The sequence below is a fragment of the Meiothermus luteus genome, assembly GCF_003574085.1.
Taxonomy (GTDB): Bacteria; Deinococcota; Deinococci; order Deinococcales; family Thermaceae; genus Meiothermus; species Meiothermus luteus.
Genome location: NZ_QWKZ01000038.1, coordinates 1 through 24,415 on the forward strand (window position 1 = coordinate 1; position 24,415 = coordinate 24,415).

The 24,415-nt window shown below is 65.2% G+C and carries 30 protein-coding genes and 2 pseudogenes; 6 read left to right on the top strand and 26 right to left on the bottom strand.

From position 1 onward, the window contains the following. Both Mlute_RS15585 and Mlute_RS07180 read left to right on the top strand, forming a co-directional pair. A pseudogene (locus tag Mlute_RS15585) lies at positions 1–392 on the top strand (hypothetical protein); the annotation flags it as partial. Positions 393–400: 8 nt separating this feature from the next. After that, positions 401–829: a copper chaperone PCu(A)C gene (locus Mlute_RS07180; RefSeq protein ID WP_119360040.1), complete on the top strand. Its 429-nt coding sequence runs from the start codon at positions 401–403 to the stop codon at positions 827–829. 2 nt (positions 830–831) lie between these two features. Here Mlute_RS07180 and Mlute_RS07185 read toward each other — a convergent pair whose 3' ends face one another. Beyond that, positions 832–1,191 (bottom strand): rhodanese-like domain-containing protein, encoded by a 360-nt coding sequence (locus Mlute_RS07185; protein WP_119360041.1) that lies wholly within the window; start codon positions 1,189–1,191, stop codon positions 832–834. Between the two features lie 73 nt (positions 1,192–1,264). Between Mlute_RS07185 and pdo the strand changes: the two genes are divergently transcribed. The 4 genes from pdo (at position 1,265) to Mlute_RS07205 (ending at position 2,948) form a co-directional block, all read left to right on the top strand. Further along, positions 1,265–1,942 (top strand): protein disulfide oxidoreductase, encoded by a 678-nt coding sequence (pdo, locus tag Mlute_RS07190; RefSeq protein WP_119360042.1) that lies wholly within the window; start codon positions 1,265–1,267, stop codon positions 1,940–1,942. Continuing rightward, positions 1,939–2,304, top strand: coding sequence for a rhodanese-like domain-containing protein (locus Mlute_RS07195; protein WP_119360043.1), 366 nt, complete (start codon positions 1,939–1,941; stop codon positions 2,302–2,304). The genes pdo and Mlute_RS07195 overlap by 4 nt, the downstream gene beginning before the upstream one ends. 3 nt (positions 2,305–2,307) lie before the next feature. Further along, the gene (locus Mlute_RS07200) at positions 2,308–2,580 is read left to right on the top strand and encodes a metal-sensitive transcriptional regulator (protein ID WP_119360044.1); all 273 of its coding nucleotides are present in this window, start codon (positions 2,308–2,310) and stop codon (positions 2,578–2,580) included. 89 nt (positions 2,581–2,669) lie between these two features. Continuing rightward, entirely contained in the window at positions 2,670–2,948 is a 279-nt protein-coding gene (locus Mlute_RS07205) for a DUF4160 domain-containing protein (RefSeq protein WP_119360045.1), read from the top strand. A gap of 6 nt (positions 2,949–2,954) precedes the next feature. Here the strand turns inward: Mlute_RS07205 and uvrB are convergent, their stop codons facing one another. From uvrB to Mlute_RS15590, 25 genes and pseudogenes are all read right to left on the bottom strand, one after another. Continuing rightward, positions 2,955–4,955 (bottom strand): excinuclease ABC subunit UvrB, encoded by a 2,001-nt coding sequence (uvrB, locus tag Mlute_RS07210; protein WP_119360046.1) that lies wholly within the window; start codon positions 4,953–4,955, stop codon positions 2,955–2,957. Between the two features lie 57 nt (positions 4,956–5,012). Next, entirely contained in the window at positions 5,013–5,888 is an 876-nt protein-coding gene (gene aguB / locus Mlute_RS07215; protein WP_119360047.1) for an N-carbamoylputrescine amidase, read from the bottom strand. Then, positions 5,885–6,925, bottom strand: coding sequence for an agmatine deiminase family protein (locus tag Mlute_RS07220; RefSeq protein ID WP_245958885.1), 1,041 nt, complete (start codon positions 6,923–6,925; stop codon positions 5,885–5,887). Before Mlute_RS07220 ends, aguB begins: the two co-directional genes overlap by 4 nt. Positions 6,926–6,945: 20 nt before the next feature. Next, positions 6,946–8,046 (bottom strand): trans-sulfuration enzyme family protein, encoded by a 1,101-nt coding sequence (locus Mlute_RS07225; protein ID WP_245958886.1) that lies wholly within the window; start codon positions 8,044–8,046, stop codon positions 6,946–6,948. A gap of 38 nt (positions 8,047–8,084) precedes the next feature. Beyond that, positions 8,085–8,687, bottom strand: a pseudogene (purN, locus tag Mlute_RS07230) (phosphoribosylglycinamide formyltransferase); the annotation flags it as partial. Next, the gene (locus Mlute_RS07235) at positions 8,684–9,337 is read right to left on the bottom strand and encodes an HAD family hydrolase (protein ID WP_119360049.1); all 654 of its coding nucleotides are present in this window, start codon (positions 9,335–9,337) and stop codon (positions 8,684–8,686) included. The pseudogene purN and the gene Mlute_RS07235, both read right to left, overlap by 4 nt. A gap of 71 nt (positions 9,338–9,408) precedes the next feature. After that, entirely contained in the window at positions 9,409–9,675 is a 267-nt protein-coding gene (locus tag Mlute_RS07240; protein ID WP_245958887.1) for a metal-sensitive transcriptional regulator, read from the bottom strand. Between the two features lie 4 nt (positions 9,676–9,679). Continuing rightward, the gene (locus Mlute_RS07245) at positions 9,680–10,348 is read right to left on the bottom strand and encodes a cytochrome c biogenesis CcdA family protein (RefSeq protein ID WP_119360050.1); all 669 of its coding nucleotides are present in this window, start codon (positions 10,346–10,348) and stop codon (positions 9,680–9,682) included. A 14-nt stretch (positions 10,349–10,362) separates the two neighbouring features. Then, positions 10,363–11,088: a Rieske (2Fe-2S) protein gene (locus Mlute_RS07250; protein WP_119360051.1), complete on the bottom strand. Its 726-nt coding sequence runs from the start codon at positions 11,086–11,088 to the stop codon at positions 10,363–10,365. Positions 11,089–11,096: 8 nt separating this feature from the next. Then, positions 11,097–11,651, bottom strand: coding sequence for a c-type cytochrome (locus Mlute_RS07255; RefSeq protein ID WP_245958889.1), 555 nt, complete (start codon positions 11,649–11,651; stop codon positions 11,097–11,099). A gap of 5 nt (positions 11,652–11,656) precedes the next feature. Continuing rightward, positions 11,657–12,964, bottom strand: coding sequence for a sulfite dehydrogenase (gene soxC / locus Mlute_RS07260; RefSeq protein WP_119360053.1), 1,308 nt, complete (start codon positions 12,962–12,964; stop codon positions 11,657–11,659). A 57-nt stretch (positions 12,965–13,021) separates the two neighbouring features. Continuing rightward, positions 13,022–14,299, bottom strand: coding sequence for an FAD-dependent oxidoreductase (locus Mlute_RS07265; protein WP_119360054.1), 1,278 nt, complete (start codon positions 14,297–14,299; stop codon positions 13,022–13,024). 126 nt (positions 14,300–14,425) lie between these two features. Then, positions 14,426–15,292 (bottom strand): translation initiation factor 2, encoded by an 867-nt coding sequence (locus Mlute_RS07270; protein WP_119360055.1) that lies wholly within the window; start codon positions 15,290–15,292, stop codon positions 14,426–14,428. A 21-nt stretch (positions 15,293–15,313) separates the two neighbouring features. Further along, positions 15,314–15,745 (bottom strand): rhodanese-like domain-containing protein, encoded by a 432-nt coding sequence (locus Mlute_RS07275; RefSeq protein ID WP_119360056.1) that lies wholly within the window; start codon positions 15,743–15,745, stop codon positions 15,314–15,316. 9 nt (positions 15,746–15,754) lie between these two features. Continuing rightward, on the bottom strand, positions 15,755–16,558 hold the full coding sequence (gene soxA, locus Mlute_RS07280) for a sulfur oxidation c-type cytochrome SoxA (protein ID WP_119360057.1): 804 nt from the start codon (positions 16,556–16,558) through the stop codon (positions 15,755–15,757). Between the two features lie 2 nt (positions 16,559–16,560). Beyond that, the gene (gene soxX, locus Mlute_RS07285; protein ID WP_407942647.1) at positions 16,561–17,133 is read right to left on the bottom strand and encodes a sulfur oxidation c-type cytochrome SoxX; all 573 of its coding nucleotides are present in this window, start codon (positions 17,131–17,133) and stop codon (positions 16,561–16,563) included. Between the two features lie 15 nt (positions 17,134–17,148). Further along, the gene (soxB, locus tag Mlute_RS07290) at positions 17,149–18,876 is read right to left on the bottom strand and encodes a thiosulfohydrolase SoxB (protein WP_119360058.1); all 1,728 of its coding nucleotides are present in this window, start codon (positions 18,874–18,876) and stop codon (positions 17,149–17,151) included. 35 nt (positions 18,877–18,911) lie between these two features. After that, complete coding sequence (soxX, locus tag Mlute_RS07295) at positions 18,912–19,487, bottom strand: sulfur oxidation c-type cytochrome SoxX (RefSeq protein ID WP_119360059.1); 576 nt, start codon at positions 19,485–19,487, stop codon at positions 18,912–18,914. A gap of 10 nt (positions 19,488–19,497) precedes the next feature. After that, positions 19,498–20,289: a sulfur oxidation c-type cytochrome SoxA gene (gene soxA / locus Mlute_RS07300; RefSeq protein ID WP_119360060.1), complete on the bottom strand. Its 792-nt coding sequence runs from the start codon at positions 20,287–20,289 to the stop codon at positions 19,498–19,500. A 10-nt stretch (positions 20,290–20,299) separates the two neighbouring features. After that, positions 20,300–20,620 (bottom strand): thiosulfate oxidation carrier complex protein SoxZ, encoded by a 321-nt coding sequence (gene soxZ, locus Mlute_RS07305; protein ID WP_119360061.1) that lies wholly within the window; start codon positions 20,618–20,620, stop codon positions 20,300–20,302. A gap of 18 nt (positions 20,621–20,638) precedes the next feature. Next, positions 20,639–21,106 (bottom strand): thiosulfate oxidation carrier protein SoxY, encoded by a 468-nt coding sequence (soxY, locus tag Mlute_RS07310; protein ID WP_119360062.1) that lies wholly within the window; start codon positions 21,104–21,106, stop codon positions 20,639–20,641. Beyond that, on the bottom strand, positions 21,099–21,539 hold the full coding sequence (locus Mlute_RS07315) for a thioredoxin fold domain-containing protein (RefSeq protein ID WP_119360063.1): 441 nt from the start codon (positions 21,537–21,539) through the stop codon (positions 21,099–21,101). Before Mlute_RS07315 ends, soxY begins: the two co-directional genes overlap by 8 nt. A 199-nt stretch (positions 21,540–21,738) precedes the next feature. Beyond that, complete coding sequence (locus Mlute_RS16450) at positions 21,739–23,358, bottom strand: PP2C family protein-serine/threonine phosphatase (protein WP_119360064.1); 1,620 nt, start codon at positions 23,356–23,358, stop codon at positions 21,739–21,741. A gap of 11 nt (positions 23,359–23,369) precedes the next feature. Beyond that, complete coding sequence (locus tag Mlute_RS07325; protein WP_119360065.1) at positions 23,370–23,858, bottom strand: FHA domain-containing protein; 489 nt, start codon at positions 23,856–23,858, stop codon at positions 23,370–23,372. Continuing rightward, positions 23,855–24,415, bottom strand: a 561-nt coding sequence (locus Mlute_RS15590; protein WP_220452063.1) for a hypothetical protein, incomplete at its 5' end; no start/stop codon positions are given. The genes Mlute_RS07325 and Mlute_RS15590, both read right to left, overlap by 4 nt.

Here is a 24,415-nt window from a genome sequence, read left to right on the forward strand (position 1 = left end):
TCTCTGGACTGGGCCTGCTTTGGCTCTGGGTGGCGTGGGCGGGCTGGGTAGGGGCGGGCCTCGAGTCCGCCCGGGCGCTGGGCGTGGGCCTCCTGGCCTGGGGCGTGCTGGTGCTGGCCTACGACCCCTTGGTGATCGGGCTGGCGGTGGCCCTGCGGGAGTATCCCCTGGAACGCTTCCTGCTGCCTGCGGTGCTCCTGAACCCCCTGGAACTCTTTCGGGTGGGGCTTCTGTACGCCCTAGGGGCCCCGGTACTGGTGGGGCCGACGGGTTACCTGCTCAAGGAGTTTTTGGGCTATACCGGGGGGCTTTTGCCGGTGGTGGCAGGGTTGATGGCGGTGGGACTCGGTTTGTGGGGCGCCGCCTGGCGTTTTGGGAGGCGGGATAGATAATGAAGGCTATGCGTTGGATTGCGGTACTCCTCCTTGGCGGTCTGGCCCTGGCCCAAACACTGCGGCTCGAGCAAGGCTGGGTGCGCCGGGTCCCGGGCGACATCACCGCGGCCTACTTGGTGCTCTACAACCCCACCGACCGGCCCGTCCGGATCGTGGGGGCCAGCACCCCCATCGCCACGCGGGTGGAGTTCCACCAGACCACCCACGCCGGCCACGGCGACCACCAGGACGTCTCGGCCATGAAGCGGATGGAAGCCCTGGTCGTGCCCGCGCGGGGGCGGCTGGAGGTGCTGCCCGGTAAGTACCACCTGATGCTCTATGGCCTGAGGCAGAAGAACCCCCGGCCCCTGGCCGAAGGGCAGAAGGTGCCGCTTACCCTCAGGCTCGAGGACGGGGCCACCCTCACCCTCACCCTTACCGTAGAGACCCGTTAGGGCTAGCGCTGCAAGTCTCCCTTCTTCACCGGAAGCCCGGCCGCCTGCCAGGCCGAAAGCCCCCCGGCCAGGTTGTAGACCTCAAAACCCTTGCTGGCCAGAAACTCGGCGGCCTGCTGGCTGCGGCTTCCACTCTCACACTGGCAGATGATGGGCCGGTCCTTGGGCAGGCTCTCCCAGCGCCGGGCCAGCTCGGCCAGCGGCAACCCTTGGGTGCCGGGAATCTTGACCAGCTTGCGCTCCAGGGGGGTGCGCACATCTATCATCAGGGCTCCAGCCTTGAGCTTCTCTTGGGCCTCCTTGGGGCTGATGCGGGGAACCTTAGGCCCCAGGCCCAGAAGAGTTTTGAGCCAACCCCACATGCCCCTTAGTCTAGGGCGGGGGGCCCTTGCCAAATATATCCCCAGGGGGTATAATACTCCGAAGGAGCTGACCATGTTCTTAGATGAGCGAATCCAGTCCCAGGTGCGCGAGATGTTGGCCCCCATTCAAAGGCCGGTGGAGATGGTGGTCTTCACCACCTCTGGCATCGCCCTGCCCGGCCAGGAGGTGGGCCTGCAGGAAGAGACCCTGGGCCTGCTTCGGGAAGTAGCGGCCTTGAACCCCAACCTGAGCGTGGAACAGCGCTCCATCCACTCCGATCCCGAAGCACAGGCCTTGGGCCTGAGCCACGCGCCCACCACCCTCCTGCGAGAAAAGGGCTCAGAGCGAAACAACATCCGATTCCTAGGCCTGCCCGCGGGGTACGAGTTCAGCACCTTGCTCGAGGCCCTTCTAATGCTTGGCACCGGCGAGAGCCGGCTGGGTGAGAAGTCGCTGGCCGAGCTACAAAAGGTAACCACCCCGGTCCGCATGCAGGCCTTCGTTACCCCCACCTGCCCCTACTGCCCCCAGGCGGTCCTGGCCACCTATAAGCTGGCCTACCACAACCCCAACATCATCGCCGAGGGCGTGGAGGCCAGCGAGTTCCCCGCCCTCTCGCGGCGCCACAACATCTCGGGGGTTCCCGACACCATCATAAGCGGCGCCACCCAGCAGCGCATCCTGGGCGGCCAGCCCGACCGGGTCTTCGTGGAGGCCGCAGTCAAGGCCAGCGGGGGGGTGGTGGCGTGAGGGGATGGATAGGCCTGCTCTTCCTGGCCGCCTCGCTGGGCTGGGCCCAAGGCTTCCGGGTCGTAACCGTGGACGACCTGTACCGGGCCTTATCAAACCCCAAAACCTTTGTGATTGACGTGCGCACCCCCCAGGAGTTCGCCCAAGGCCATGTCCCGGGAGCGGTCAACTGGCCCCTTCAGGAAATTGAGCGCTGGTGGAACCGGGTCCCTAAGGACCGGGTGGTCTACATCAAGTGCAACACCCAAAACCGCAGCCGGCTGGCGGTGCAGTACCTGCTGGGCAAGGGCTACACCGGGCTTAATCTTGTGCAGGGGGGCATCCAAGCCTGGCTGGCCCGCCGTTACCCCGTGGAGCGCTGAGCCATGACCGCCCCCACCCCTTTCTCCGACACCGACCGAAAGACCCGCATCATCCACCGGCTGCGCCGGCTGGAGGGCCAGGTCCGGGGCCTACAGAAAATGGTGGAGGAAGAGCGCTCCTGCAAGGAGATTCTCACCCTCCTAAGCGGGGTAAAAAGCGCTTTAGACTCAGTGGGCGAGGAAATTCTAGAAGCCTATCTGGCCCAGTGCCAGGCCGACCCTCAGGCCCCAGCCCTAGAGCATCTTGTGGAAATGGTGCGCCTTTTGCGCAAGTAGCCGCCCTCATCCCCCGCTGTGGGTCTTGTGGTAGGCTGGCGTTACGCCGCGGATTCCCTTCACGGTTATTCGTCACACTAGGAGGAAGTATGATAACGCTCCACCGCATAGGCCCCTACCGGTTTTACGTGAATTCAGGGTACAACCTCGAGCCGCCCTACATCTGCGTTAAGCACGGGGCCAACACCGCCAAGTTCTCCTTGCAGCCCCCATCCCTGCTGGTCAACAACGGCTTTCCCCGGGGTGAAATCTCCCGTATCCAGCAGCTCGTCCTGGAGGCCCGCGAGCTGCTCATGAAACACTGGGCTCGAGCCAAGGGCACCGAAGGGGAAAAGCCCACGGGGGAGCTGCTCCTGCACCAGGAGTGAGGCGGCCTAGCGCCTGCGCCGGCGGCGGGGCTTACCCACCGCAGCAGGTTCTGGAAGCCCCTTTAGCCGGGCCTCAATTGAGCGCATCTGGTCGCGCAAGGCGGCGGCCCGCTCGAAATCCAAAGCCTCGGAGGCGGCCCACATCTCTGCCTCGAGCTGCTCCAATAGGCCCTGCAGGATAAGTGGGTCGTCCTGGGCCGCCTGGGCCACTTCAGCCCCGTAGTCCTCTGGCTTGACCAGCTTGCGCACCGACTTCTGCACCGTCTGAGGGGTGATGCCGTGGGCCTTGTTGAAGGCCTCCTGCAGGGCGCGGCGGCGCCGGGTCTCCTCTATGGCCGCTCGCATGGCCTCAGAGATGGTGTCGGCGTAGAGGTAGACCTCGCCGGCCGCATTGCGGGCCGCCCGACCGATGGTCTGGATGAGGGAGCGCTCTGAACGCAAGAAACCCTGTTTGTCGGCGTCCAGGATGGCCACCAGCGAGACCTCGGGCAGGTCCAGGCCCTCCCGCAGGAGGTTGATGCCCACCAGGGCGTCAAAGTAACCCAGCCGCAGGTCGCGCAGGAGGGCCTGCCGCTCAAAGGCGTCCAGCTCATGGTGCATGTAACGGGCCCGCACCCCGTGCTCTACTAGATAAGCCGTGAGCTCCTCGGCCATGCGCACGGTGAGCACCGTGACCAAGGTGCGCTCGCCCCGCTCGGCCCGCTTTCGGATGGCCCCCATCAGGTCCTCAATCTGGCCCTGGGTGGGCTTGACTGTGACCAGGGGGTCCAACAGACCAGTGGGGCGGATGATCTGCTCCACCACCCGGCTGGAGACCTCGAGCTCGAAGGGCCCTGGTGTAGCCGAGACAAAGACCACCTGGTAGACCCGCTCCAAAAACTCGTTGAAGCGCAAAGGGCGGTTGTCCAGCGCGCTGGGCAGGCGGAACCCGTAGTCCACCAGGGTTTTCTTGCGCATATAGTCGCCGTTGTACATGCCCCTTAGCTGCGGCACGCTCACGTGCGACTCGTCTAAAAAGACCAGATAGTCCTTAGGAAAGTAGTCCAAAAGCGTGTAGGGAGGTTCTCCCGGGGCCTTACCCGAGAGGAACCGGGCGTAGTTCTCTATACCCGGGCAGGTGCCCATCACCTGGAGCATCTCCAGGTCGTAAAGGGTGCGCTCCTTCAAGCGCTGGGCCTCTAGAAGCTTGCCCTCGGCCTCAAAGTAGCGCAGCCGCTCCTCCAGCTCCTTGTGAATCTCTGGGATGGCCTGCTTGAGCCGCCACTCAGGGGTAGCGTAGTGGGTGGCCCCCAGGAGCACAAAGCCCGGAAGGTCCCTAAGCCGCTCCCCAGTAACGGGGTGGACCACCGTGATGCGGTCTATGGTGTCCCCCCAAAGCTCTATGCGTATCGGCTCCTGCTCGTAAGCGGGCCAGACCTCCACCACCTCTCCCCGGACCCGGAAGCGCCCCGCCCGCAGCTCCACATCCCCCCGCTCGTACTGAAGCTCCACCAGCCGCCCTAAGAGGGCCTCGCGAGGGTAGTCCCGGCCCACCTCCACCACCAGGCTCATGTTGCGGTACTCCTCGGGGCTGCCCAGGCCGTAGATGGCCGAGACCGAGGCCACCACAATCACATCGCGCCGGGTGAGCAGGCTGCGGGTGGTAGAGTGGCGCAGCCGCTCAATCTCGGGGTTGATGGAGGCGTCCTTCTCAATGTAAAGGTCCCGACCCGGGACATAGGCCTCAGGCTGGTAGTAGTCGTAGTAGCTGATGAAATACTCCACCGCGTTCTCGGGGAACAGCTCACGGAACTCCTGGGAAAGCTGCGCGGCCAGCACCTTGTTGGGAGCCATGACCAAGGCTGGCCGCTGCAAGCGCTCGATGACCTTGGCCATAGTCACGGTCTTCCCGGTGCCAGTGGCCCCCAGCAGGGTGACAAAACGCTCACCAGCCTGCAACGCCTCCACCAGGGCCTCAATGGCCTGGGGCTGGTCGCCTTGGGGGGTGGGGCCTTGGTAGCGGAACATCCCCTACCAGCCTACCCCTTCGCCGAATTTTCTGCCTAAATCAGAATACAATCCGGCCTAGAGGCGCCGGGTCCTGCCGTCCAGCGTCAGCAAAGGCCCGTACAGGTCAGGCCGGCGGTCGCGGAAAAAGCCAAACCCTGCCCGGAAGCGCCGGGCCTCCTCCAGGTTCAGCTCGGCCACCAGGATGGTCTCCTCCTGGCGGCCCGCCTCGGCCAGCTTGTTGCCCATGTAGTCGGCAATAAAAGAAGAGCCATAGTAGGTCTGGGTGCGCCCCTCCACCTCCTCGGTGCCCACCCGGTTGGCCGCCGCCAGGTAACAGAGGTTGGCCACCGCGTGGCCAATCATCACCCGCTGCCACATCTCCTTGGTGTCCATTCCTCCTGCCTCCGGGGGCTCAGAGCCGATGGCAGTGGGATAGAGAAGTACCTCGGCCCCCAGAAGAACCAGGCTGCGGGCGCACTCCGGGTACCACTGGTCCCAGCAGATGCCAGCCCCTACCGTGCCGTAGGGGGTGGGGAAGGCCAAGAACCCCGTATCGCCGGGGTTGAAGTAGTACTTTTCCTCGTACCCCGGGCCATCGGGAATGTGGGACTTCCGGTAGACGCCCGCTATCCGGCCGTCCGGGCCGATCATCGCCAGGCTGTTGTAGTAGGCTTGGCCGGCCCGCTCAAAAAAGGAAACCGGCAGCACCAGTCCCAATTCCTGGGCAAGCTGTTGGAAGCGGGGGAGGAAGGGGTGGCCCTCCACCGGGTGGGCTAGAGCAAAGTAGTGCTCTCGCTCAGCCTGGCAGAAGTAAAGGCTCTCAAAAAGCTCCGGCAGCAAGACAACCTGGGCCCCCAAAGCCGCAGCCTCCCGCACCATCCGCAGCGCTTTGGCTAGGTTGGCCTCCCGCTCCGGGCCCATGGACATCTGGACCACCGCCAGCCGGGTCATGCCCCCCTCCAAATCCGGCCTGCCGGCTGCTGCTGGGTGATGCAGTGGAAGCTCCCCCCACCGGTGATGAGGTAGCGGCTTTGCAGCCCAATTACCTCGCGCCCTGGAAAAAGCGGGCGCAGGATTTCCAAGGCCCGCTCGTCGTGAGGGTCACCGTACTGGGGCACCAACACCACCCCGTTGGCGATGTAGAAGTTGGCGTAGGTGAGGGGAAGCCGCTCCCCTCCCAGCCAGCGCGGCTCTTTGGGCAGAGGCAGTTCCACCACCCGGAAGCCGCCTAGGCTCTTCAAGATTTCCAGGTTCTCCTTCAGGGGGCGGTGGTTAGGGTCGTCCGGGTCCAGCGCCACCGAGGTAACCAAGGTGGCGGGGGCGGTGAAGCGGGTTAGGGTGTCAATGTGGCCGTCGGTATGGTCGCCCTCCAGGCCCTCCCCCAGCCAGATCAGGGCGTCCACCCCCAGGTACTCCCGCAGGTAGTCCTCCAGCTCCTCCTCGTGCAGGTGGGGGTTACGGCCAGGCGAGAGCAGGCACTGGCGGGTGGTCAGGGCCAGGCCCTGCCCATTGACCTCCAACGCTCCTCCTTCCATCACAATGCCTGGGTAGAAGAGCCGAAGCCCCAAAAGGCGGGCTATATGCAGGGGCATCTGGTTGTCCAGGCCGGCTGGGTACTTTCCCCCCCAGCCGTTGAACTCCCAGCTAAGGGCGGCCAGCTCAAGCGGCCCTTCCCCCGAGGGCCGCGCCACGAACATGGCCCCTGAGTCGCGCAGCCACAGGTCGTCGTGGGGGATGCGATGAAAGCGCACATTCCCGCTGAGCCGGGCCCGGGCATCCCGCTCGGACTCCTCGTCGTGCACCACCAGCTCCACCGGCTCAAAGCGGGCCAGGGTGTTTACGAACCCAGCCAGCTCCTGACGGACCGGCTCCAGATAGCCCTGCCACTTCTCCTCGTCGTAGGGCCAGGCGGTCCAGGTGGCGGCGTGCGGGGCCCACTCGGGGGGCATCCGGAAGCCCAGGGCCCGGGGGGTGAGGGTCTTCTCCACAAGGAGAAGAGTATACCAGCTCAGCCGAGCGCCGCCTCGAGATCGGCCCAGAGGTCCTCCACATCCTCAATCCCCACGCTCAGGCGGACCAGCGAGGGGGGCAGGTGGGCCTGGCCGGGGAGGGCTGAGCGCCGCTCGAGGCTTGACTCCACCCCTCCTAGGCTGGTGGCATGGCGGATGAGCCGGACCCGGGCGCAAAGGGCATCGGCCGCATCAGCACCGCCTTCTAGCTCAAAGGAGATGATGGTCCCGAAGCCCTTCAGGCTGCGCCGGGCCAGGGCATGCTGGGGATGGGAGGGAAGGCCCGGGTAGTGAACGCGGGCCACCCGGGGGTGCTGGGCCAGGCGCGAGGCCAGCACCTGGGCGTTCTCCTGAGCCCGCTCCAGCCGGAGGGCTAGGGTACGGATCCCCCGCACCGCCAGAAAGGCCTCTAGGGCTCCTGGAACCGCCCCAGCCAGCTCCCGCGCCTTCCTAAGGGCCTGGGCCAGCGCCGCCTCCCGGGCCACCGCCACCCCTGCCAGAAGGTCGGAGTGCCCCCCAATCAGCTTGGTGGCTGAGTGCACCGAGAGGCTGGCCCCCATCTCCAGGGGCCGCTGGTTGAGGGGGGTGGCGAAAGTGTTGTCCACCACCAGAATTCCCTCCGGTTTGCGGGGTGCGGCGCAGATAGCTGCTAGGTCGGCCAGCCTGAGGAGGGGGTTGGAGGGCGACTCGAGCCAGAGCAGGTCCGCCTCAGCGCAGGCCCGTTCCCAAGCCGCGGTGTCCTCCAAGGGCACACGCGCCACCCTCCAGCGCCCCCGGGCCGCCCCCGCCTCGGCCAGGGCCACCACCCCTTGGTAGCAGTCCTGGGGCAGCACCACCTGGGCCCCCACCGGGAGCAGGTCAAACACCGCTGCGGCCGCGGCCATGCCCGAGGCAAAGGCCACCGCCTCGCCGCCCTCGAGCCCCCCCACCACGGTCTCCAGGGCCTCCCAGGTAGGGGTGCCGTCGCTGCGGGCGTAGGTCCGTTCGCCCCCCCGGGCGAAATTTGAGGCCGGGACCAGAGGGGTGTTGAGGGGCGCACCCGGCCCTTCCGGCCGACCCGCCGCAACCAGCCAGGAAGCAAGCTTCAGAGGGCTCTTCACGGGGCGAAGTATACCAGCCAAGCGCCCCTTGCCTTTCAGGGCTGGACTTCCCCCCGGAGGACCCGCCGGACGGCCTCTGGGTAGGCCAGGTGCTCTTGCTCCAGGATGCGGGCCGACAGGGTCTCCTCGGTGTCCCCCGGCAGCACCGGCACCCGGCGCTGGAGGATGATAGGGCCGGTATCCACCCCGGCGTCCACGAAGTGGACGGTGCAGCCAGTCTCCCGTACCCCGGCTTGGAGGGCCTGGCGCTGGGCGTGCAGCCCTGGGAAGGCCGGCAGCAAGGAGGGGTGTATGTTCAGGATGCGCCCAGCCCACTGGTCCACAAACTGCGGCGACAAAATCCGCATGAAACCGGCCAGTAGCACCAGGTCTATCCGCCGTTCGCGCAAAAGCTGCCCTGCGGCCTCCTCAAAGCAGGCCCGCCCCCCTTCCCCCTTTGGCCAGGGCAGGTACTCGGCCTCAACCCCAGCCCGCGCCGCCTTTTGCAGGGCCGGGGCCCCGCGCCTATCCGAGATGACCAGCACCACCTGGCCCAAAGCATCCTCCGGGGGAAACGCCCTCAGGAGGGCCTCCAGGTTGCTGCCCCGACCCGAGGCCAGCACTGCCAGCCGAGCCGGGCGGCCTAGGGGAAAAGGGCTCATCCTATCACCCTCCAGCCGCGCATCCGGGCCACCGCCTGGAGGGCTGCTTCAGGGTAGACCGCCACGGGGTGTTCGGCCAGCTCGAGCAGGGCCAGGTCGGAAAGGGTGTCGCCATAGGCCGCGTAGAGGGCCTCTCCACGCAAAAACTCCCGAATCTGCACCGCCTTGTGGACCCCAGAGCGCACCGGCCCTTCCAGCCGACCGCTAAAAACCCCTCCCTCCATCACCAAGGGCGTGCCCAGCGCCACCACCCCCTCCCCCATCCGCCGCGCGAAGGCCTCCAGCACAGGCTGGTAGGTGGCCGAACACAGCACCACCCGCCGCCCCTGCTGCTGGGCTGCCCAAAGCTCGTCCAGCACCTCAGGGCGGCGTTTGGGCCAAAGCTCAGTGGACACCACCCACTCCGCCACCCGAGCCAGCCCCTCCTGGTCAAGGCCGGCCAGCAGCCGGGCAGCCCGCTCCATAAAGCCGTCCTGGAAGGCCCGACGATCCCGCAGGCCCAGCCGGGTGAAAAGGACCCCTGGCAGTTCCCGGAAGAGAAAGGCCCGGTACGCCCCGGCCCGTCCGTGGGCCTGCATCCAGGCAGCTATTCCCCGCCAGGTCTCGCCAGTGGTTAGGGTCCCCTCGAGGTCGGCCGCGACGACGTTCACCTACCCAACAATACCATCCCAACCCCCTGGGGCCTCAAATCAGCTTGCGCAGCACCGTGGCAATCTGGCTCTTAGCCTCCTCGAGCCGCTCCGCAGAAGCCCCATCCTTGCAGAGGTCTAGGTACTTCCACCAGCAGGGCCCGAACCAGGGAGTCCATGGCCTTGCGGGTGGCGCGAAGCTGGGTCAGGAGCTCGGCAAACGATCGGCCTTCCTCCAGCCTCTTCTGCAAGCCTCGGGCCTGCCCCTCAATACGGCGCAACCGCTGCATCAGGACGTTCACCCGCTCCGGACAGGGAGGGCCACTGGAGGGTGGGTCGCGGTTCCTGGCCTGTTCCACCTCCTCACAACCGCTCCTGCAACCACTCCGGCGTAATCCTCAGGAAGAAGCTGTTGAGCTGGGTGTAGGTGCCGGTGAGCAGCAACAGCCCCACCCCAATCAGTACCACCCCCGCCGCTATCTCCACCGCATGGGAGAAACGGGCCGCCCGCCTCAGGAAGGCCCGGGCCCTGTCGGCAAAGAGGGCCACCAGCAGGAAGGGCACCGCCAACCCCAGGATGTAGGCCACCAGCAGGTGCACCCCCTCACCGGTGGCCGTGAGGGTGAGAATTCCGCCCAGGATGGGCCCGATGCAGGGCGTCCAGCCCAGCCCCAGCACGATGCCCAGCACGAAAGCCCCCCAGGGCCGGTCGGTGGGGCCTTCGTAGCGCAGGTTCACACCCCATTTGGGCCTGAGGCCCAGCATGTAGAGGCCGAGCAGAATCAGCACCACCCCCCCCACCCTTCCCAAGAGGTCCCGGTACTCAAAGAGCAGGCTGCCCAAAAGGGTGAAGGGCAGGCCCAGCAGGAAGAAGATGGCCGAGAAGCCCAGCACGAAGAAGACCGCGTTGCGCAATGGGCGGCCCCGCTGCCCACCCAGGTAGAGCAGGTAGGTGGGCACCAAGGGGAGCACGCAGGGGGAGAGAAAGGAGAGGATTCCCGCCAGGAAAGCGATGGGGAGGCTTAGGGTCATGAGGCTCCAGGAAACTATCCTATCACCGGACAGGTCGTGGGGACTCTAGTGTGCTCGGCGTAGGGGATTACGGTGGCCCTGGTCACTTCCTCGCGGGCCCGGGCGGTGGTGCGGAAGAGGTCGCGCAGGCTCTGCTGCTGGGCCCGGAAAAACTCTTCGAACTGGGGGTTGCCCAAAAAGCCCACCGCGTAGGTTTCGTCCTTGGCCGCATCGTACTCTAGGGTTACCGCGGCCAGCGCATGGGGGGCCGGGCCGCCCTTCACCTCCCCTCCCCGGCTAATATCAAAGGACGAAAGGTGCGCGCAGCAGACCATGCGGGGCCCCCGGTTGCCCTCGGGCTTGTAATAGCCCACGGCCCCGAGGTTGGGCGCGGCGTAGCTGTAGCCGTGGGGGCAGATGCTGGTGTAGGCCACCACGCTCTTGCGCGGCCCCACCCCGCCAGGCCAGCGGTAGCTTTTACCGTCGGGCATCCTCACGTCCACCGGCGGTAGCTCAGCGTCCACATTGACCAGGATGTTGGGGGTGGCGGCGTAGGGGTAGGCGAACACAAAGGGCTCGTGGGGCTTGAGCGTGCTCAGCCGGAAGGGGTTGCCCGCCTTGTCCACCAAAAGGGCCCTTTGAAAACTGGTGGCGCTGCTCTGGGCCCGGACGAACTCGAGCATCCCCGTGGGCATCAACTTGAGCAAAAACCCCAGGGAAAACCCCTTACCAAGAAGATCGAGAAAGCTTCTCCGTTCCATCCTAACCTCTAGGGGAGCCTGAGCCAGGGAAAGCGCTTTTGGGTGGTGGGGTCAAGCTCCAGAATCGCCCGGGCGGGCATCTGCACCTTGGGCAGGGTCTGGGCGTTCATCGGCTCGCTGCCGTCAATCACCCCGTTTTGGTAGAGCAGGTAGGCCACCAGGGCGTAGACCTCGTTGTCGCTCAGCGTGCCCGGGGCTTGTAAGGGCATTGCCCGGCGGATGTAGTCAAAAAGGGTGGTGGGGTACTGCCAGTAGTTGCCGATTACGAAGTCCACCGAGTCCACATCCTTGGTCACCGGGAACGGCTCGCCCACCAACCGGTTGAAGACCCCTCCTTGGCCGTTGGCCCCATGGCAGCCTAAGCACTGAGCGTTGTAGACCCGCTCACCCTCGTCCACGGTTCCCTGGCCCGGCGGGAGCCCCCGGCCATCGGGCAGGATGGAGGGGCGGATGTTCCAACGCTGCACCTCCTGCTCGGTCAGGGGGGTGCCAATCTGGTAGCGGCCCCCAGGCTGGGCCAACACCCCAGCCAGCAGCGCCAACCCCAACAAGACCAGGCCCAGCCGCTTCACGACTCACCCCCACATCCGCCCATCCCCACCGCCCCCAGCCGGCGCGGGGCCAGCGAGGCGGAGAGGGTCTTGTCGCCGTTGACCACCTTACCATCGGCCCCGATGCGCCAGGCCTGGATGGCGTTGTAGTGGTAGCGGTTGTTGCGAGCCCAGCGGGCGAAAAACTCCTCCTGGGTGGGCTGGGTGTTGCCCTTTTCGTCCCAAGCCCGGCTCATGATGATCGTTTCCTTGCCGTCCCAGACCCAGCCCAGCTTGAAGCGCACCACCGAGAGAGGGTCGGGGGAGGGCTCGAGGCTGGCCCGGCGCCAGGTCGCCCCCCCATCCAGCGAGATCTCCACTCGGACGATGCGCCCATGCCCGCTCCAGGCCAGACCCCGGATCTCGTGGAAGCCCCGCTGAATCTGCTGCAACCCTGAGGGGTAGGTGATGATGGACTGTGGCTCCATGATCCAGGTAAAGGCGTGCACCTTGCCGTCGGCCATGGTATCGGTATACTCCGAGGTCTCGTCCTTGGCCATCACCGGCATATCGGTTACCTGGATACGCCGCAGCCACTTGACCATGATGCTGCCCTCCCACCCCGGCACCACCAGCCGAAGGGGGTAGCCCTGTTCAGGCCGCAGGGCCTCGCCGTTCTGGGCATAGGCCACCAGCACGTCCTCCATGGCCTTTTCCAAGGGTAGGCTGCGGGTGTAGGCTGCCGCGTCGGCCCCTTCGGGAATAAGCCAGCGGGCCCCCTCTTTGACGCCGGCTTCCTTGAGCAAAATCGCCAGGGGAACCCCCGTCCAGGAGGAGTTGGAGACCAGCCCCCGGCTGCGGGTGGCAGTTAGGGTCATGTCGGGAGGGTTGCGGTACCCGTTCTGACCATTACCAGCGCACTCAATGAAGAGGGTGCGGGTCACCGAGGGCAGCCTCTTGAGGTCGGCCAGGGTGAAGATAAGGGGCCGCTCCACCATCCCGTGGATGACCAGGCGGTGCTCGGCGGGGTCAATGGTGGGCACCCCCCCGTGGTGCCGCTCAAAGTGCAGCGAGCTGGGGGTAATCACCCCGTCCAGCTTGTCCAGGGGGGTGAAGTTGGCCCCGGAGTGGCGGGTACGCAGGTTGGGAGAGATGTAGCGCACCACCCCCTTCTCAAACTCGCTGCGCTCGCCATACTCACGAAGCTCGGCGCCCAAAAAGCGCATCGGCTCAAAGGCCTTTTCCGAGAACTTCTCCCCTCCTTGGGCCAGACCTCCAGAGAGCTTTACAAAAGCCCCCGCGGCGGCCCCCTTGCTCAAAAGTTGCAGCAGCTTGCGTCGGTTCATCAGGCGCTAACCCCCCTTACAAAGGGGTGGGGCACTCCGCCCCATCCCAGCCCGGCCTCAGGCACCGGGCCCAAACATATCGTTCCAAAGGCCACGGGCCCACTCCAGGCCCAGCGCCCCGTTGGGCTTGGAGCGGTTGTTGTCCACGGTGGACTGCTGGCGCACCTGGCGGGCCGCAGTGTCCCAGTTGTGCCTGTGGGAAACCCAGATGGCCTCGTCGCTGCTCACAAAGCTATAGCAGACGTTGTCCGGCAAGGGGTTTTCAATCTCATCCAAGCGCTTGCCGGCAATCCGCTGGGCGATGTGCTCGGCGATGATTTTCCCATCGTTGTAGGCCACCTGGCCGCTCTTGGGGTAAGGCGCATTGCCGATTACATCCCCAATCACGTAGACCCTGTCGTCCACCTCGGAAAGGAAGGTAGGCAGCCGCACATTGGCCCAACGGTCGCCTAAGCCGGCGGTGCGCACGATCTCCCCGGCCTTCATGGGCGGGATGATGTTGGCCAGGTCAAACTTGAACTCACCCAGCGAGGTCTTGACCTCCTTGCGGCCATAGTCAATGGCGGTAACCTCGGCCTGAGGAATGTACTGGATGTAGTCCTTATAGAGGTCGTTGTAGGCCGCGGTGAATCCCGGCCCCTTGGAGATGGGGCCAGGGTTGGCGTCCAGTACGATTACCTTGCCCTTGATCTGGTTGGTCTTGAGGTAGTAGGCCAGCATGGCCGCCCGCTCGTAGGGGCCAGGCGGGCAGCGGTAGGGCGGCCTGGGAATGGCCAGGACGATATCGCCCCCCTCAAAGTTGTCAAGTTGGCGCTTCAAGGCGATGTGTTCCCAGGGCTTGAAGGCCACCGGAAGGAACTGTTTCACCTCGCTGTAGCCTTGGATGGCCTCGTACATGTAGTCAATGCCAGGCGAGACCACCAGATAGTTGTAGAAGATGATACCGCTGGTGGTACGCACGTAGCGGCCCGCGCGGTTGACCTCAATGGCCCGCTCGTTCACGATGGTGACCCCGGCCTTGGCCACATTAGCGTAGTCGAAGACGATGAAGTCCAGGTCTTTGACCCCTCCCAAATAGAGGTTGCTCATGGGGCAGGACATGAAAGCGGGGTTTTTCTCGATCAGCACCACCTCGATGTTGGGGTTCTTGCGGCGCAGGTGCCGGGCCGTGCTGACCCCCCCCCAACCCCCACCGATGATGACCACCCGGTTGCCCCGGGCCGGACCCAGGATGGTGGAGGGCTTGCTGAAGAACTCCTGGGCGAATCCACTACCCGCTGCCGCTCCTGCCAGGGCCCCTACCTTGAGAAGCTTACGCCGCGTTACCTTGCTCATACTCCCTCCTGGTAGCCCAAGCCACGCCGGAGGGTTGCCTCCACTGGCGCTTGTTTGCTTGGGCGTGTCCTAAGATTATCAGATTCTCTCCAAGCGGGGGAAAGCCATAACTAGAGGTTATACGCTCTATTGCCCAGGGCGATAGGGCTGGCCCCCCACCGCCTCGAGAACCTGGCCCATCACCCGCCGGGCCTCCTGCAGCATCCCCATGGTAGGCTGGCTCTGGGCCACACCGGGCATGATGCTCATCAGCATCGGCTCAATGGCCCCTACCAAAGCCCCCCCTGGCATAGGCATCACAAAGAAGCGGCAGGGCGCCGCAAAGCCACCCGCGGGCTGGGTGATGAACATCTGGTAGGCCCACTCGCTCTTGCAGGGATGGATACCGGTCACGTTGCCCATCTTGACCGCAGGCAGCACGTTCAGACCATTGCTGCCCAGCTCGCTCTCCAAAAGCAGGGCCAGCTCCTCGGGGTTTCCTCCCTCCACCCGGTAGAGCATCGCCGGCATCATCCCCGAAGCCGGGTCGGGCATCATGGCCGGGGTCACCCGACGGGGCAGGCCCAGGCCGTAAATCACCGCCTTGAGCTTGGCCCCTAGGAGGCGGCTTTTGGTGTTTTTCACCTGGAGCATGCCAAACATCAGATCCGGGTCAAAGGTACCGACCGTGATGACCCCGGGCTGGGCCCCGTGGAGGTACACGGTGGGTGGTAGGATGATGGCGGTCATGAAGTTTTCCCGCACTGCCGCCAAGGTGCCCTCCTCCGGCTCCAGTACCAGTAGGAGGTAGTCCGGGAAGTCGGCCCTGAAATTCCTAACCTGCCCGCCCAGGTTGAGCGTCCGGGCCACCTTGAGCCCTTGGGCCCCCAGGGCCGCTTCAACCCGGGCCTGGGCCTCGGTCATGCTCACCCCACGCAGGGTGGTTTCTAGCGACTGAGCCAGGGCCGACAGGGACAGAACAAAACCCCACAACAGCATCCACTTGCTCCTCATAGGCCTCCTCCCAAGCTTGCTCTAGGGTCTTTGGACGGGCAGGTTCTGCTCGATCCAGGCCCTAAATCCCCCGTTCAGGTTCTTGACCTCGGTGTAGCCCAACGCCCTCAGGTACGCCGCGGCCACCGCGCTCACGTGCCCAGTGCCGCAGTACACCAGGATAGGTTTGTCCTTTTCTTTGGGCAGCTCGGCCAGGCGGTCGGGCAGTTGGCTGATGTGAATCTGCACCGAGCCGGGGATGAAGCCCCTAGCCCGCTCCTCGTTGGTGCGCACGTCCAAGATAAAGGGCTCAAAGACCTCCACAAAGTCCTTGGCCTCGGCGATGTAGAGCAGATAGCTGGCCGGGTTGATTTTCTTGATGAAATTGCCCATCTCCTGCAGCGAGCCCGGGGTCATCTCCTGGGCCAGCCCCAGGCTGCCCAGGAGCACCAGCAGCACCAAACCCTTGCGCATACGCACCCCCTAGCGGGTGAAGCCCGGCATCTCAGTAAACCTGTTCTTACCCCGGGTAGCCTCGGCCAGCATGTACATGGAGAGGGCGATGTAGGGCTCGGAGTAGTAGTCGGGGGGGTGGATGCCTACCGATTCGTAGCAGAAGGCGATGCGGTCCTGGAGGGTGTAGAGCTTATCGGCCTCAAAGCGGTAGGCCGGCCACTCGTTGGAGAGCCCCTGCCGCGGGCTGCGCACCGGGGAGAGCCGCACCTTTCGGCCCGCATAGGCCTCGTGGCAGATGGCGCAGTTCATGTCCCGGTCGCCTGCCCGGTGGTACCAAAGCTCTCGGCCCAGGTTGTACATGGCAATCTCCTGGGAGGTTCTAGGCACCACGTTGATGGGCATCTCGCTGGACTTGGAGGCCACGTAGGCGACCAGGGCCTTTACCTCGTCGCGCTTGACCTCTTCAGGCTTGAAGCCCTGGAGCCGCACCATACAGCTCACGATGCGGGTCTCTAGGTCTTCTACCCGCTTTGTGTCGGCGAAGTAACGGGGGAGCTGGGTCAGAGCCCCCTCGAGCTTCCCCGGCCCCAGACCAAAGTCGCAGGCCTCAAGGCTCACCTGCTTGGGGCCTCGCTTGGCGTGGAAGAGCTCCTCACCCTGGGCAGCGTAGAGCTCACCCGGAAGGATGCCCGCGGTCTGGCGGAATAGCTCCCGTTGCCGCTCGGCCTCCTTATAGGGGTCAAGCTCCTGCTGGCCTTGGGTCAGGGCCACCCCCAGCGCGAACCCCAGCAAGGCCAGCCCCAACACACGGTATAGGCGGTTCTTGCGCATACTCACCTCTTGAGGTTGGCGTTTACCGGCGAAGCCGGGTCGAGCAGGAAGGCCACGATGTGAGCGGTGTCCTCAGGGCTCAGGATGCCGTGGTAGCCGGCCCGGTACATGAGCGAACAAGGCATGGAGGCCCAGGCGTTGTAAATCTTGTCGTAGGTGTACTTCACCACCGCCTCGCTGGTGCCCCGCGCACCGTAGCCCACCAGGCCGGGCCCCATGTTGCCGGCCCCCGCCTCTCGCGGGTCGCCGGTGTGGCAGGCGTAGCAGTTGCCCTTGCGGGGGTTGGTGAAGAGTTCCTCCCCTTTCTTCCAGTCCCCCATCAGCCTCCCATCGGCGGGATACTTGATGAGCTTTCTCTGGCGCTCGAGGAAGGCCGGCACCAACTCAGCCGGTAGCTTGTCGCGGTACTGGGAACAAAGGGCCTGGTCGGGGTCCTGCTGCATGCTCTTCTGGAACTCCGGCCCTCCGCTTTGGATGGCCTGGCTGACCCGCTGCTGAAAGGGGGTCTGCTGGGAGAGGGCCACCCCTAGAAGCGAAGCCAGCGTGAACCATAACAAAAACCGTTTCCCTTTCACTAGAGCAAACCTCCTTCAACCGGGCAGTACATAGCGATGGTCCAGCACCCGCATGCTCGGGCGGGGTGGGACGCGGACGGTTTTGACCTGGCGGATGTACTCCGCCATGATCTCGTAGATGGGCCTGGGGGTGTACTTCTCCAAGACGGTTCCACTGCGCTGCAGCCGTCCCCCGTAGGCGGCCACGATGTACTCGCGATTCGGGTCAAGCCGCCGCCCCCGGATGGCCACGTTGCGAATGCGCTGGCCGGTGGGGGCGTTCACTGCCAAGTCGTAGGAGAGCCCGTAGACCCGGCTCATGTCCCCTCCCTGCTGGTAGAAAGGGTCGGGGTTAAAGGCGTTGGCCGCCACGTCCTCCAGCACCGCCAGAAGCCGCTCGCCTTTGAGTTTGAAGATGTAGACCTCGGGGTAGGTGAAGGCAGTGTAGGCCAGCAAGCGGTCCATGGTGATGGGCTGGCCTGGCAGGATGGCCGTACCCCATCGGGTTCCGGTGCTGAAGGCCACGTCCACCTCAGGGTAGAAGGCCCGGATGGCCCGGCCCGAGAGCTCGTCAAAGGTGGAGTAGGTGGAGTCCCGCTTGTAAAGGAGGGTCTCGGCGGTGCCCAGGACCTCGTCCAGATAGGGCCTATGGGGCGCGTAGGCCTGCTCCACGAAGGCCACCAGGTCGGCATCGGGCTGGATCAGGCGGCTGGCCACCGGCAACACGCTCTGCCGGATTTCCTCAATGCCCCCCTTCTTGAGCTTGAGGTCCACCCGGACCACCGCCTTGCCCGCGGCCCCCCCCGCCACCAGCCAGGTCTTCCCGAAGCGGGCCGGGCGGGGCGTGTAGTCGTGGGTGTGGCCGGTGAGAATCAGGTCAATGCCGCTGACCTTCTCAGCGATGGCCGAGTCCAGCGGAACCCCGTTGTGGGAGAGGAGGACGATGGCGTCTACCCCCTTGGCCCGGAGCTCATCCACATAGCGTTGCAACTCCTTCTCCCGCACCCCGAAGGAGAGCCCTTCCGAAAACTCCTCAGGGTGGGAGACCTTCACGTAGGGAAAGGTGGAGCCAATAATCGCCAGGCTGTAGCCCCCTACCTCGTGGATGCGGTAGGGCTCGTAGATGGGGTCGCCGAAGAGGTCGTCTGCGATGTTGAAGCTCACCACCTGGGCCTTCAGCTCCTTGACCAGCTCCTCAACCCGGGCCCGGCCCAGGGTGTACTCCCAGTGGAAGACCATGTGGTCAAAGCCCACGCGGTTCATCCAGTCCACCATGACCTGCCCCTTGGTCAGGAGGGAGATACCGGAGTTCGTCCAGCTATCCCCGCCCTCCAGCACCAAGGTGCGGCGCTCCCCCGCCATGGCCCGCTGCTGACGGATCAGGGTGCCAACGTAGGCCCCCCCACCCATCGGGCCGAAGCGCTCAGCCAGGGCCACGAAGTCCACTGAGGAGAAGAGGTAGGCCTCCAGGCTGCCCCGCTGGATGCCGTAATGGCGCAGCATGGCCTCCCCAGCCAGGTAGCCTGGCCGGCCCTCCAGCGGCTTAGGAGCGAGCAGGTTGGGCGGCTCCATGAAGTAGTGGGGCCGGAGCTGGGCGTGCATGTCGGTGTTGAAGAGCAGGGTCACATCGCCGAAGGGCGGGAGGTCGTAGAGCCGCTCCGGGCGATCCATGGCTTGGGCAAAGGCCCTGGGAGAGGTCAGGCCAAGGGCCAGGAGAAACCGTGCCAGTTCACGTCTAGTCGTAAAAGACCCCCTTTCCCCCACAAACGCGGTGGGAAGAACCGGCTGTTCCTTTGCGCTCAGCGCCTCAGCGCTGGTTTGGTGTTGAAGTCCGAGGACGGGTCAAGCAGGTAGGCCACCACATCAGCGATTTCCTCGGGCTTCAAAAGCCCCCCATGGCCAAAGCGGTACATCACCGTGCAGGGGAAGTAGGCCCAGGGGTTGTAGATTACCTCGTAGGTGTAGCGTTGGACAGCCTCCGAGGTGCCCCTCTGGCCGTACTTCTCCAGGCTGGGCCCCACATTTCCACCAATGTTGAGGGGTGAACCCGCATGGCAGGAAAAGCAGTTGCCTCGAGCCAGGGTGTTGTAAATGGCCTCGCCCCGCTTCCAGTCGCCCATCAACCGACCCCCCTCGGGGTACTTGATGAGCCGGCGCTGCTCCTCAATGAAGGGGCCCAGCACCTCAGGGGGCAAGCGGTTACGGTGGATGGAACAGAGTGCCTGGTCGGGGGCCTGTTTCAGGAGCACATTGGCGTAGTTTTGCCCACCGGCCTGGATGAGCCGCTGGAGCTCGGGGGTGATGTAGGTGGCGCCAGGCTGGCCGCTGGCCAAACCCACAAGCAGCAGGGCAGAAATCAGGTAAGAACGACGCACCCTCCACCTCCTAGCGTATAAACCCCGGCAGGTCCATCCGCGCTCCCCTGGCCTGCGCATTCATGAAAAGGGTCAGGGCGATGATGGGCTCAGAGTAGAAGTCCGGGGCGGGCATGCCCAGGTTGGCGTAGCAGGCCCGGATGCGGTCGGCCATGGTCCAAGCCTGGTCGTTGGAGTAGCGGAAGGCCGGCCAGTGGCTGGCCACACGCTTGTCCCCCAAAAGGTCGGAGTAGGGCAGCACCCCGGCCCGGCGGCCCACGTAGGTCACGTGGCAGGAAGCACAGCCCATGTCGCGCGGCCCAGCCCGCAGGTAGAACAACCGCTCACCCAGCTCGTAAAGCTGCTTCTCCTGTGGAAGCAGGGGCCGAACATACATGGTCTTTTCATTGGAGAGGGAGGCGATGTAAAAGGCGATGGCCACCACCTCGCTGCGCCGAATCTCCTCTGGCCTAAAGCCCTGGAGCCGGATCATGCAGGTGCGGATGCGGGAGTCCAGGTCCTCCACCCGCCGGGTGTCAAAGAAGTAGCGGGGCAGCCGCCCTACGACCCCCTCGAGCCTCCCCGGGCCACGACCAAAGTCGCAGGCCTCGAGGCTGGCCTGCTTGGGCCCCCGCTTGGCCTTGAAAAGCTCCTCCCCTTGCTGCACATACAGGTCGCTGGGCAGAATACCCCCGCTCTGCTCCAAAAGCTGCTGCTTCTGCTTCTCCGCCTCCTTTACCGGGTCGTCCTCCTCCTGGGCCAGCACCCCCAAGGCCCCCAGACCCAACACCAAAGCCACCAAAAGACCCAAGAAGCGGCCCACGGGCGCCCCCCTAGGCCAGGGCTAGGTCGGCGGTCCGCTCGCCGGATTTCCCGGTCAGGTCCTTGGCCACCACCTTAATCTGGCCAGCCTTGGCGGCTTTCATCTTGAAAGCGAAGAGCGGGTTGGCGCTGGTGCCAGGGCCAGGCTTTACCGTGGCAATCGGCTGCCCATCAAAGAGCACGGCAAGTTCGTTGATATGGTCAGCCGGGATCAGCTTCCCGCTGGCGTCCCGGCGGGTGCCAGGCTCCATGGGGTGCTGAACCACAATCTGCACGCGTACCTCTTCACCGGCCTTGGGCTTGGCTGGATTGAAACGAATCAGGATGTTCATGGCTCAAACCTCCAGAAACTAACCGCAACCCCCTACCGTCACGCGAACGCCCTGGGAGGCCAAAAGGAGCTTGCCGTCCTTGGTCTCCACCACCGCCCGCACCGGGGCGGTTTCGGCCACCCGCACCCGGGTAGCGTAGTAGGGCAGTACCCCCCCACCCAGAAGCTGGAAGCTGAAGAGCAAGGGGTTAGCGTTCTTGTCGCAGAAGCAGTAGATGGCCTTGACCTGATCGGCGGGCAGACCAACCTCAATCTCCACGGGCACGTTGGCCCCCGACTCGGCGATGGTCGGGGCGGTCAGCTTGACATCTTTGGAGGGAACCAGGTCCTTGAAGCCCTTGCCCAAGGCAGCCTGCAAGCCCTTTTCCAAGTTGGCGATGTCCTCACCCTCCAGCCCGCCCTGGGCCAGCGCCGAACCTACCCGGCCGACAACCAAGGAGGCGGCCAGGGTACCTGCCGAGGCCTTGAGAAACTTTCTCCTATTCACAAGCTTCACCTCCTGCCTTGGCGCAGACCTGCTCGAGCTCCCGCAGGAACTGCGCCCGGGGGCGGCTGCCAAACAACCGCCCTATCTCTTTCCAGGTACCCTCCTGGGGTACCAGAAAGACAAAGGTAGGGGTACCAAAGGCCCGCATTTGGCGTGAAAGGGCCTGGCCCTCAGGGCTATGCATATCCACGCTGGCCACCACGTACCTGCGGGCAAGGGTTCGGGAAATCCTGTCATCGGAGAGGACAAAGGTGTTCATCTGCTCGCAGTAGGGGCAGCCGTGGCTCCAGAAATAGACCATTAGAATGCGTTGGTGGGCTTGGGCGTACTGCTGGGCCTGGGGGTAAGGGTACCAGCGGTCAAAATCCACCGCTGGGCCTGCCGCAGCCGATGCAAGGAACCCCCCTAGGGCGAGAAGGGTAACTATTCTCATAGCAGTACAGCCCCAGCTTATACGGGGTGGGGGTACAAGCGTCAAGGGGCTGGCCCCCAATTTTGGAAAGGCGATAAAGGCCTGTGGCCACTGATTCTTTAGAAGTTATAACAGAAAATAATGAGGGTTATTACTCTATGGCAAATAGGGGGTGTAGAACAGGCCTGAGCAATGGCCCACAAAAATAGCCCCCAATGGCTCAGGACCTGCGGAAAATGAGAAGAGCGGTGGCGTTGTCGGGGGCCCCGGCCTCTATGGCCGCCCCAACCAGGGCCTCCGCGGCAGCCTGGGGGCTTCGGGCTTGGGCCATAATCGCCGCCATTCGGGCCTCCTCCACCTCCCCCCAGACCCCGTCCGAAAGCAGCAGCAGGACCTCGCCAGGCTGCAGGGTGTCCGCGACCTGGCCCATCGTCTCCTCCAGGGTCTCCACATAGCCTTCCTGGGGCCGGCGCAGGTTGCCCAAGGAGCGCAGGACCTGGTTGCGGTCGGGGTGGCGCTGGGCCTCCTCAGGGCTGAGGGCCCCGCTTTCCACCAGCACCCCCACCAAGGAGTGGTCGCGGGTGAGCCGCCGCAACCTTTCCCCCCGCCAAAGGTAGACCCGGCTGTCCCCCACATGGGCCAGGGTGTAGCGGTCCCCCCAGAGCACCACCCCGCTCAGTGTGCAACCCCCGTCCAGCCCCCCGAGGGCCTCGAGCACGGCCTGGTTGGCGGCCCAGGCCAGCCGCACCCCCCACTCGGCCTGGGCCTTCGGGTCGTCTAGGGGGTGGGGGGGCTCCCCGGCGATGAAGCCTTCCGCCGCGGCCTGGCTGGCCCGCTCCCCTGCGGCCATCCCCCCCATCCCATCGCAGACGCAGGCCCGGAGCAAAAGGGTGCGGCCAAACTCCGACTGCACCCGCTCGAGCCGGTAGGCGTAGGCGTCTTGGTTGTGTTGCCGACCGGGGTTCAGGCCCACCGTGGTAGCCTCACCGAGCTCCAGCACCACCCCCACCTCGCGCGGTTGGGCCAGCCGCTTGAGCAGGCCCAAGGCCTCCTGGGGGGTAGCCCGGACCTCGGCCGGGGCCAGCATCCGGGCTAGGGCCTGGGGCAGGCCAGGGGGACGCAGGCCCGAAAGGAGGAGCTCGCTGGGGCCTTCTGCCGGAAGGGGGCTGCCGGTAAGGAGCTCAAAGAGCAGGGCCCCCAGCAAGTAGACCCCGCTCTTGCCGCTCAAGGTCGTCTCGGCCAGCACCTCTGGGGGGGTGTAGCCGGGCCGCCAGACCTTGGGCGGGGGCTCACCCAGACGGGCCAGACGGGGTGGCAGGGCCAGCTTGGGCCCCTCGGGGGTTTGCCGCAAGGATTGGGGCTCCAGGTCTACCAGGGCCAGGCCCTTCAGCTCGAGGAAGTAGACCAACTGGGCCAGCGGCTGCACCACCCCTAAGGCAACCGAAAGCGGGAGGGGCCGGTAGAGGGGTTCTCCTTCCAGGGCCTCTAGGGCGGTCCCCTCCGGACCGCTGTAGACCAGCCGGGGCAGCAGCCGGTGGTGCCCCAGCCCTTCCAGCAGCTCGGCCTTGTACCCTGGCCTGACCAAAAGCCCCTGCCCATCCTGCAAAGCCGCCATCCACCCTCCCCAAAAGGGCCCCTCCACCCGAAAGGTCAAGGAGCCCCAGGTATGGGTGGAGCCGGGCTCCAAGGTGGCGTTCTCCACCGTGGAGGGGAGGAGGGTTTCCTCCAGAAACTCGCCCTCGTCGGGGGAGGATAGCTCCTCCTGGGGCGGCCCCATGTCGGCGTGGGTCATCCCCTCGGCCTCAGCCGCCAGCTCTTCCGGGGAACGCTCTTCGGGCACGGCGATCCTCCTCAGCCCGCTTGAAAGACCAGAATCACGTTGCCAAAGGCAATCTCGTCTCCGTCCTTGAGTTCTGTGGGTTCTACCAACCGCGCCGAAAAGGAGTCCTCCCCAGCCCGCTTGATGAAGACCCCGTTGGTGGAGCCCAAATCCCGCACCTTCCACACCCCATCAAAGAAGAGTTCGGCGTGGCGCCGCGAGACGTTCTCCGCCCCCGGAACCCCCGTGAGGTCTATCTCCACTGGGCCGCTGGAGGCGTCAAAGCGCCCCACCACCAGCCTAGGCCCTCCCAGGGGGATGCTCTCATTGGTCAGGGCCCCAAAGCGCTTGAAGACCAGCCTAGCGGGCCGGAAGGCGGAGGGGGACGGAGGCTGGGAGACAGAGGACTGCTCGGGGGTTTCGGGAGGAGGCGGGTTTTCTGGGACCAGCTCCACCCCACACCCCTCGCAGAACCGCACCCCCTCGGGGTTTTCGTTGCCGCATACCTTGCACACCATCATGGCCTAACCTCCTTCATGAAGCGGACCACGCTTCCCAAAGAAACGACAAGCAGGGCTACCGCCAGCCCCCCAAGCCACCAAGGCTCACCCCCCTGCCCCCAGCCAAAGGCCGCGGCCAACCCCAGGATAACCGCCATGTCCCCGGAAAAGTGCTCCAGCAACACCGGTAGCAGGCCCAGCCCCCCGATAAAGACCCCCAACCCCAGGGCCATCTCGAGGGAGACAACCCCCAAGAAGGCCAGGAGGCCCAGCCCCCCTAGGACCAGCAGGAAAACCCCACAGCCCAACCGGGTGAGGAAGGCCAGCAGGGCGTACGCCAGCCCCAAGAGGGCAGCAGCGTAGAGGCCGGCCTCAACCCAAACAAAGCCGCCAAGGTTCGGGAAAAGCGTGTGGTAAAGCCTCTCCAAAGCCCCGAGCAGCGGGGTCAGCAAATCGGGGCGTCCCTCCAACCGGCTGCCCATCAGGTAGCCTAGAGCCGCCCAGGCCAGCGCCAGGGGCGGCAGGAGATGGAAGGCCCGGCTCCTCTGCAAATCCGGCACTGGGGTCGGGGTGGGGTC

What these genes read in the sequence shown, in the direction of transcription:
- Mlute_RS07180 (WP_119360040.1), top strand. Translation starts at nt 401, where the DNA reads ATGCGTTGGATTGCGGTACTCCTCCTTGGCGGTCTGGCCCTGGCCCAA.
- Mlute_RS07185 (WP_119360041.1), bottom strand. Translation starts at nt 1,191, where the DNA reads ATGTGGGGTTGGCTCAAAACTCTTCTGGGCCTGGGGCCTAAGGTTCCC.
- pdo (WP_119360042.1), top strand. Translation starts at nt 1,265, where the DNA reads ATGTTCTTAGATGAGCGAATCCAGTCCCAGGTGCGCGAGATGTTGGCC.
- Mlute_RS07200 (WP_119360044.1), top strand. Translation starts at nt 2,308, where the DNA reads ATGACCGCCCCCACCCCTTTCTCCGACACCGACCGAAAGACCCGCATC.
- Mlute_RS07205 (WP_119360045.1), top strand. Translation starts at nt 2,670, where the DNA reads ATGATAACGCTCCACCGCATAGGCCCCTACCGGTTTTACGTGAATTCA.
- uvrB (WP_119360046.1), bottom strand. Translation starts at nt 4,955, where the DNA reads ATGTTCCGCTACCAAGGCCCCACCCCCCAAGGCGACCAGCCCCAGGCC.
- aguB (WP_119360047.1), bottom strand. Translation starts at nt 5,888, where the DNA reads ATGACCCGGCTGGCGGTGGTCCAGATGTCCATGGGCCCGGAGCGGGAG.
- Mlute_RS07245 (WP_119360050.1), bottom strand. Translation starts at nt 10,348, where the DNA reads ATGACCCTAAGCCTCCCCATCGCTTTCCTGGCGGGAATCCTCTCCTTT.
- Mlute_RS07250 (WP_119360051.1), bottom strand. Translation starts at nt 11,088, where the DNA reads ATGGAACGGAGAAGCTTTCTCGATCTTCTTGGTAAGGGGTTTTCCCTG.
- soxC (WP_119360053.1), bottom strand. Translation starts at nt 12,964, where the DNA reads ATGAACCGACGCAAGCTGCTGCAACTTTTGAGCAAGGGGGCCGCCGCG.
- Mlute_RS07265 (WP_119360054.1), bottom strand. Translation starts at nt 14,299, where the DNA reads ATGAGCAAGGTAACGCGGCGTAAGCTTCTCAAGGTAGGGGCCCTGGCA.
- Mlute_RS07270 (WP_119360055.1), bottom strand. Translation starts at nt 15,292, where the DNA reads ATGAGGAGCAAGTGGATGCTGTTGTGGGGTTTTGTTCTGTCCCTGTCG.
- Mlute_RS07275 (WP_119360056.1), bottom strand. Translation starts at nt 15,745, where the DNA reads ATGCGCAAGGGTTTGGTGCTGCTGGTGCTCCTGGGCAGCCTGGGGCTG.
- soxA (WP_119360057.1), bottom strand. Translation starts at nt 16,558, where the DNA reads ATGCGCAAGAACCGCCTATACCGTGTGTTGGGGCTGGCCTTGCTGGGG.
- soxZ (WP_119360061.1), bottom strand. Translation starts at nt 20,620, where the DNA reads ATGAACATCCTGATTCGTTTCAATCCAGCCAAGCCCAAGGCCGGTGAA.
- Mlute_RS07315 (WP_119360063.1), bottom strand. Translation starts at nt 21,539, where the DNA reads ATGAGAATAGTTACCCTTCTCGCCCTAGGGGGGTTCCTTGCATCGGCT.
- Mlute_RS07325 (WP_119360065.1), bottom strand. Translation starts at nt 23,858, where the DNA reads ATGATGGTGTGCAAGGTATGCGGCAACGAAAACCCCGAGGGGGTGCGG.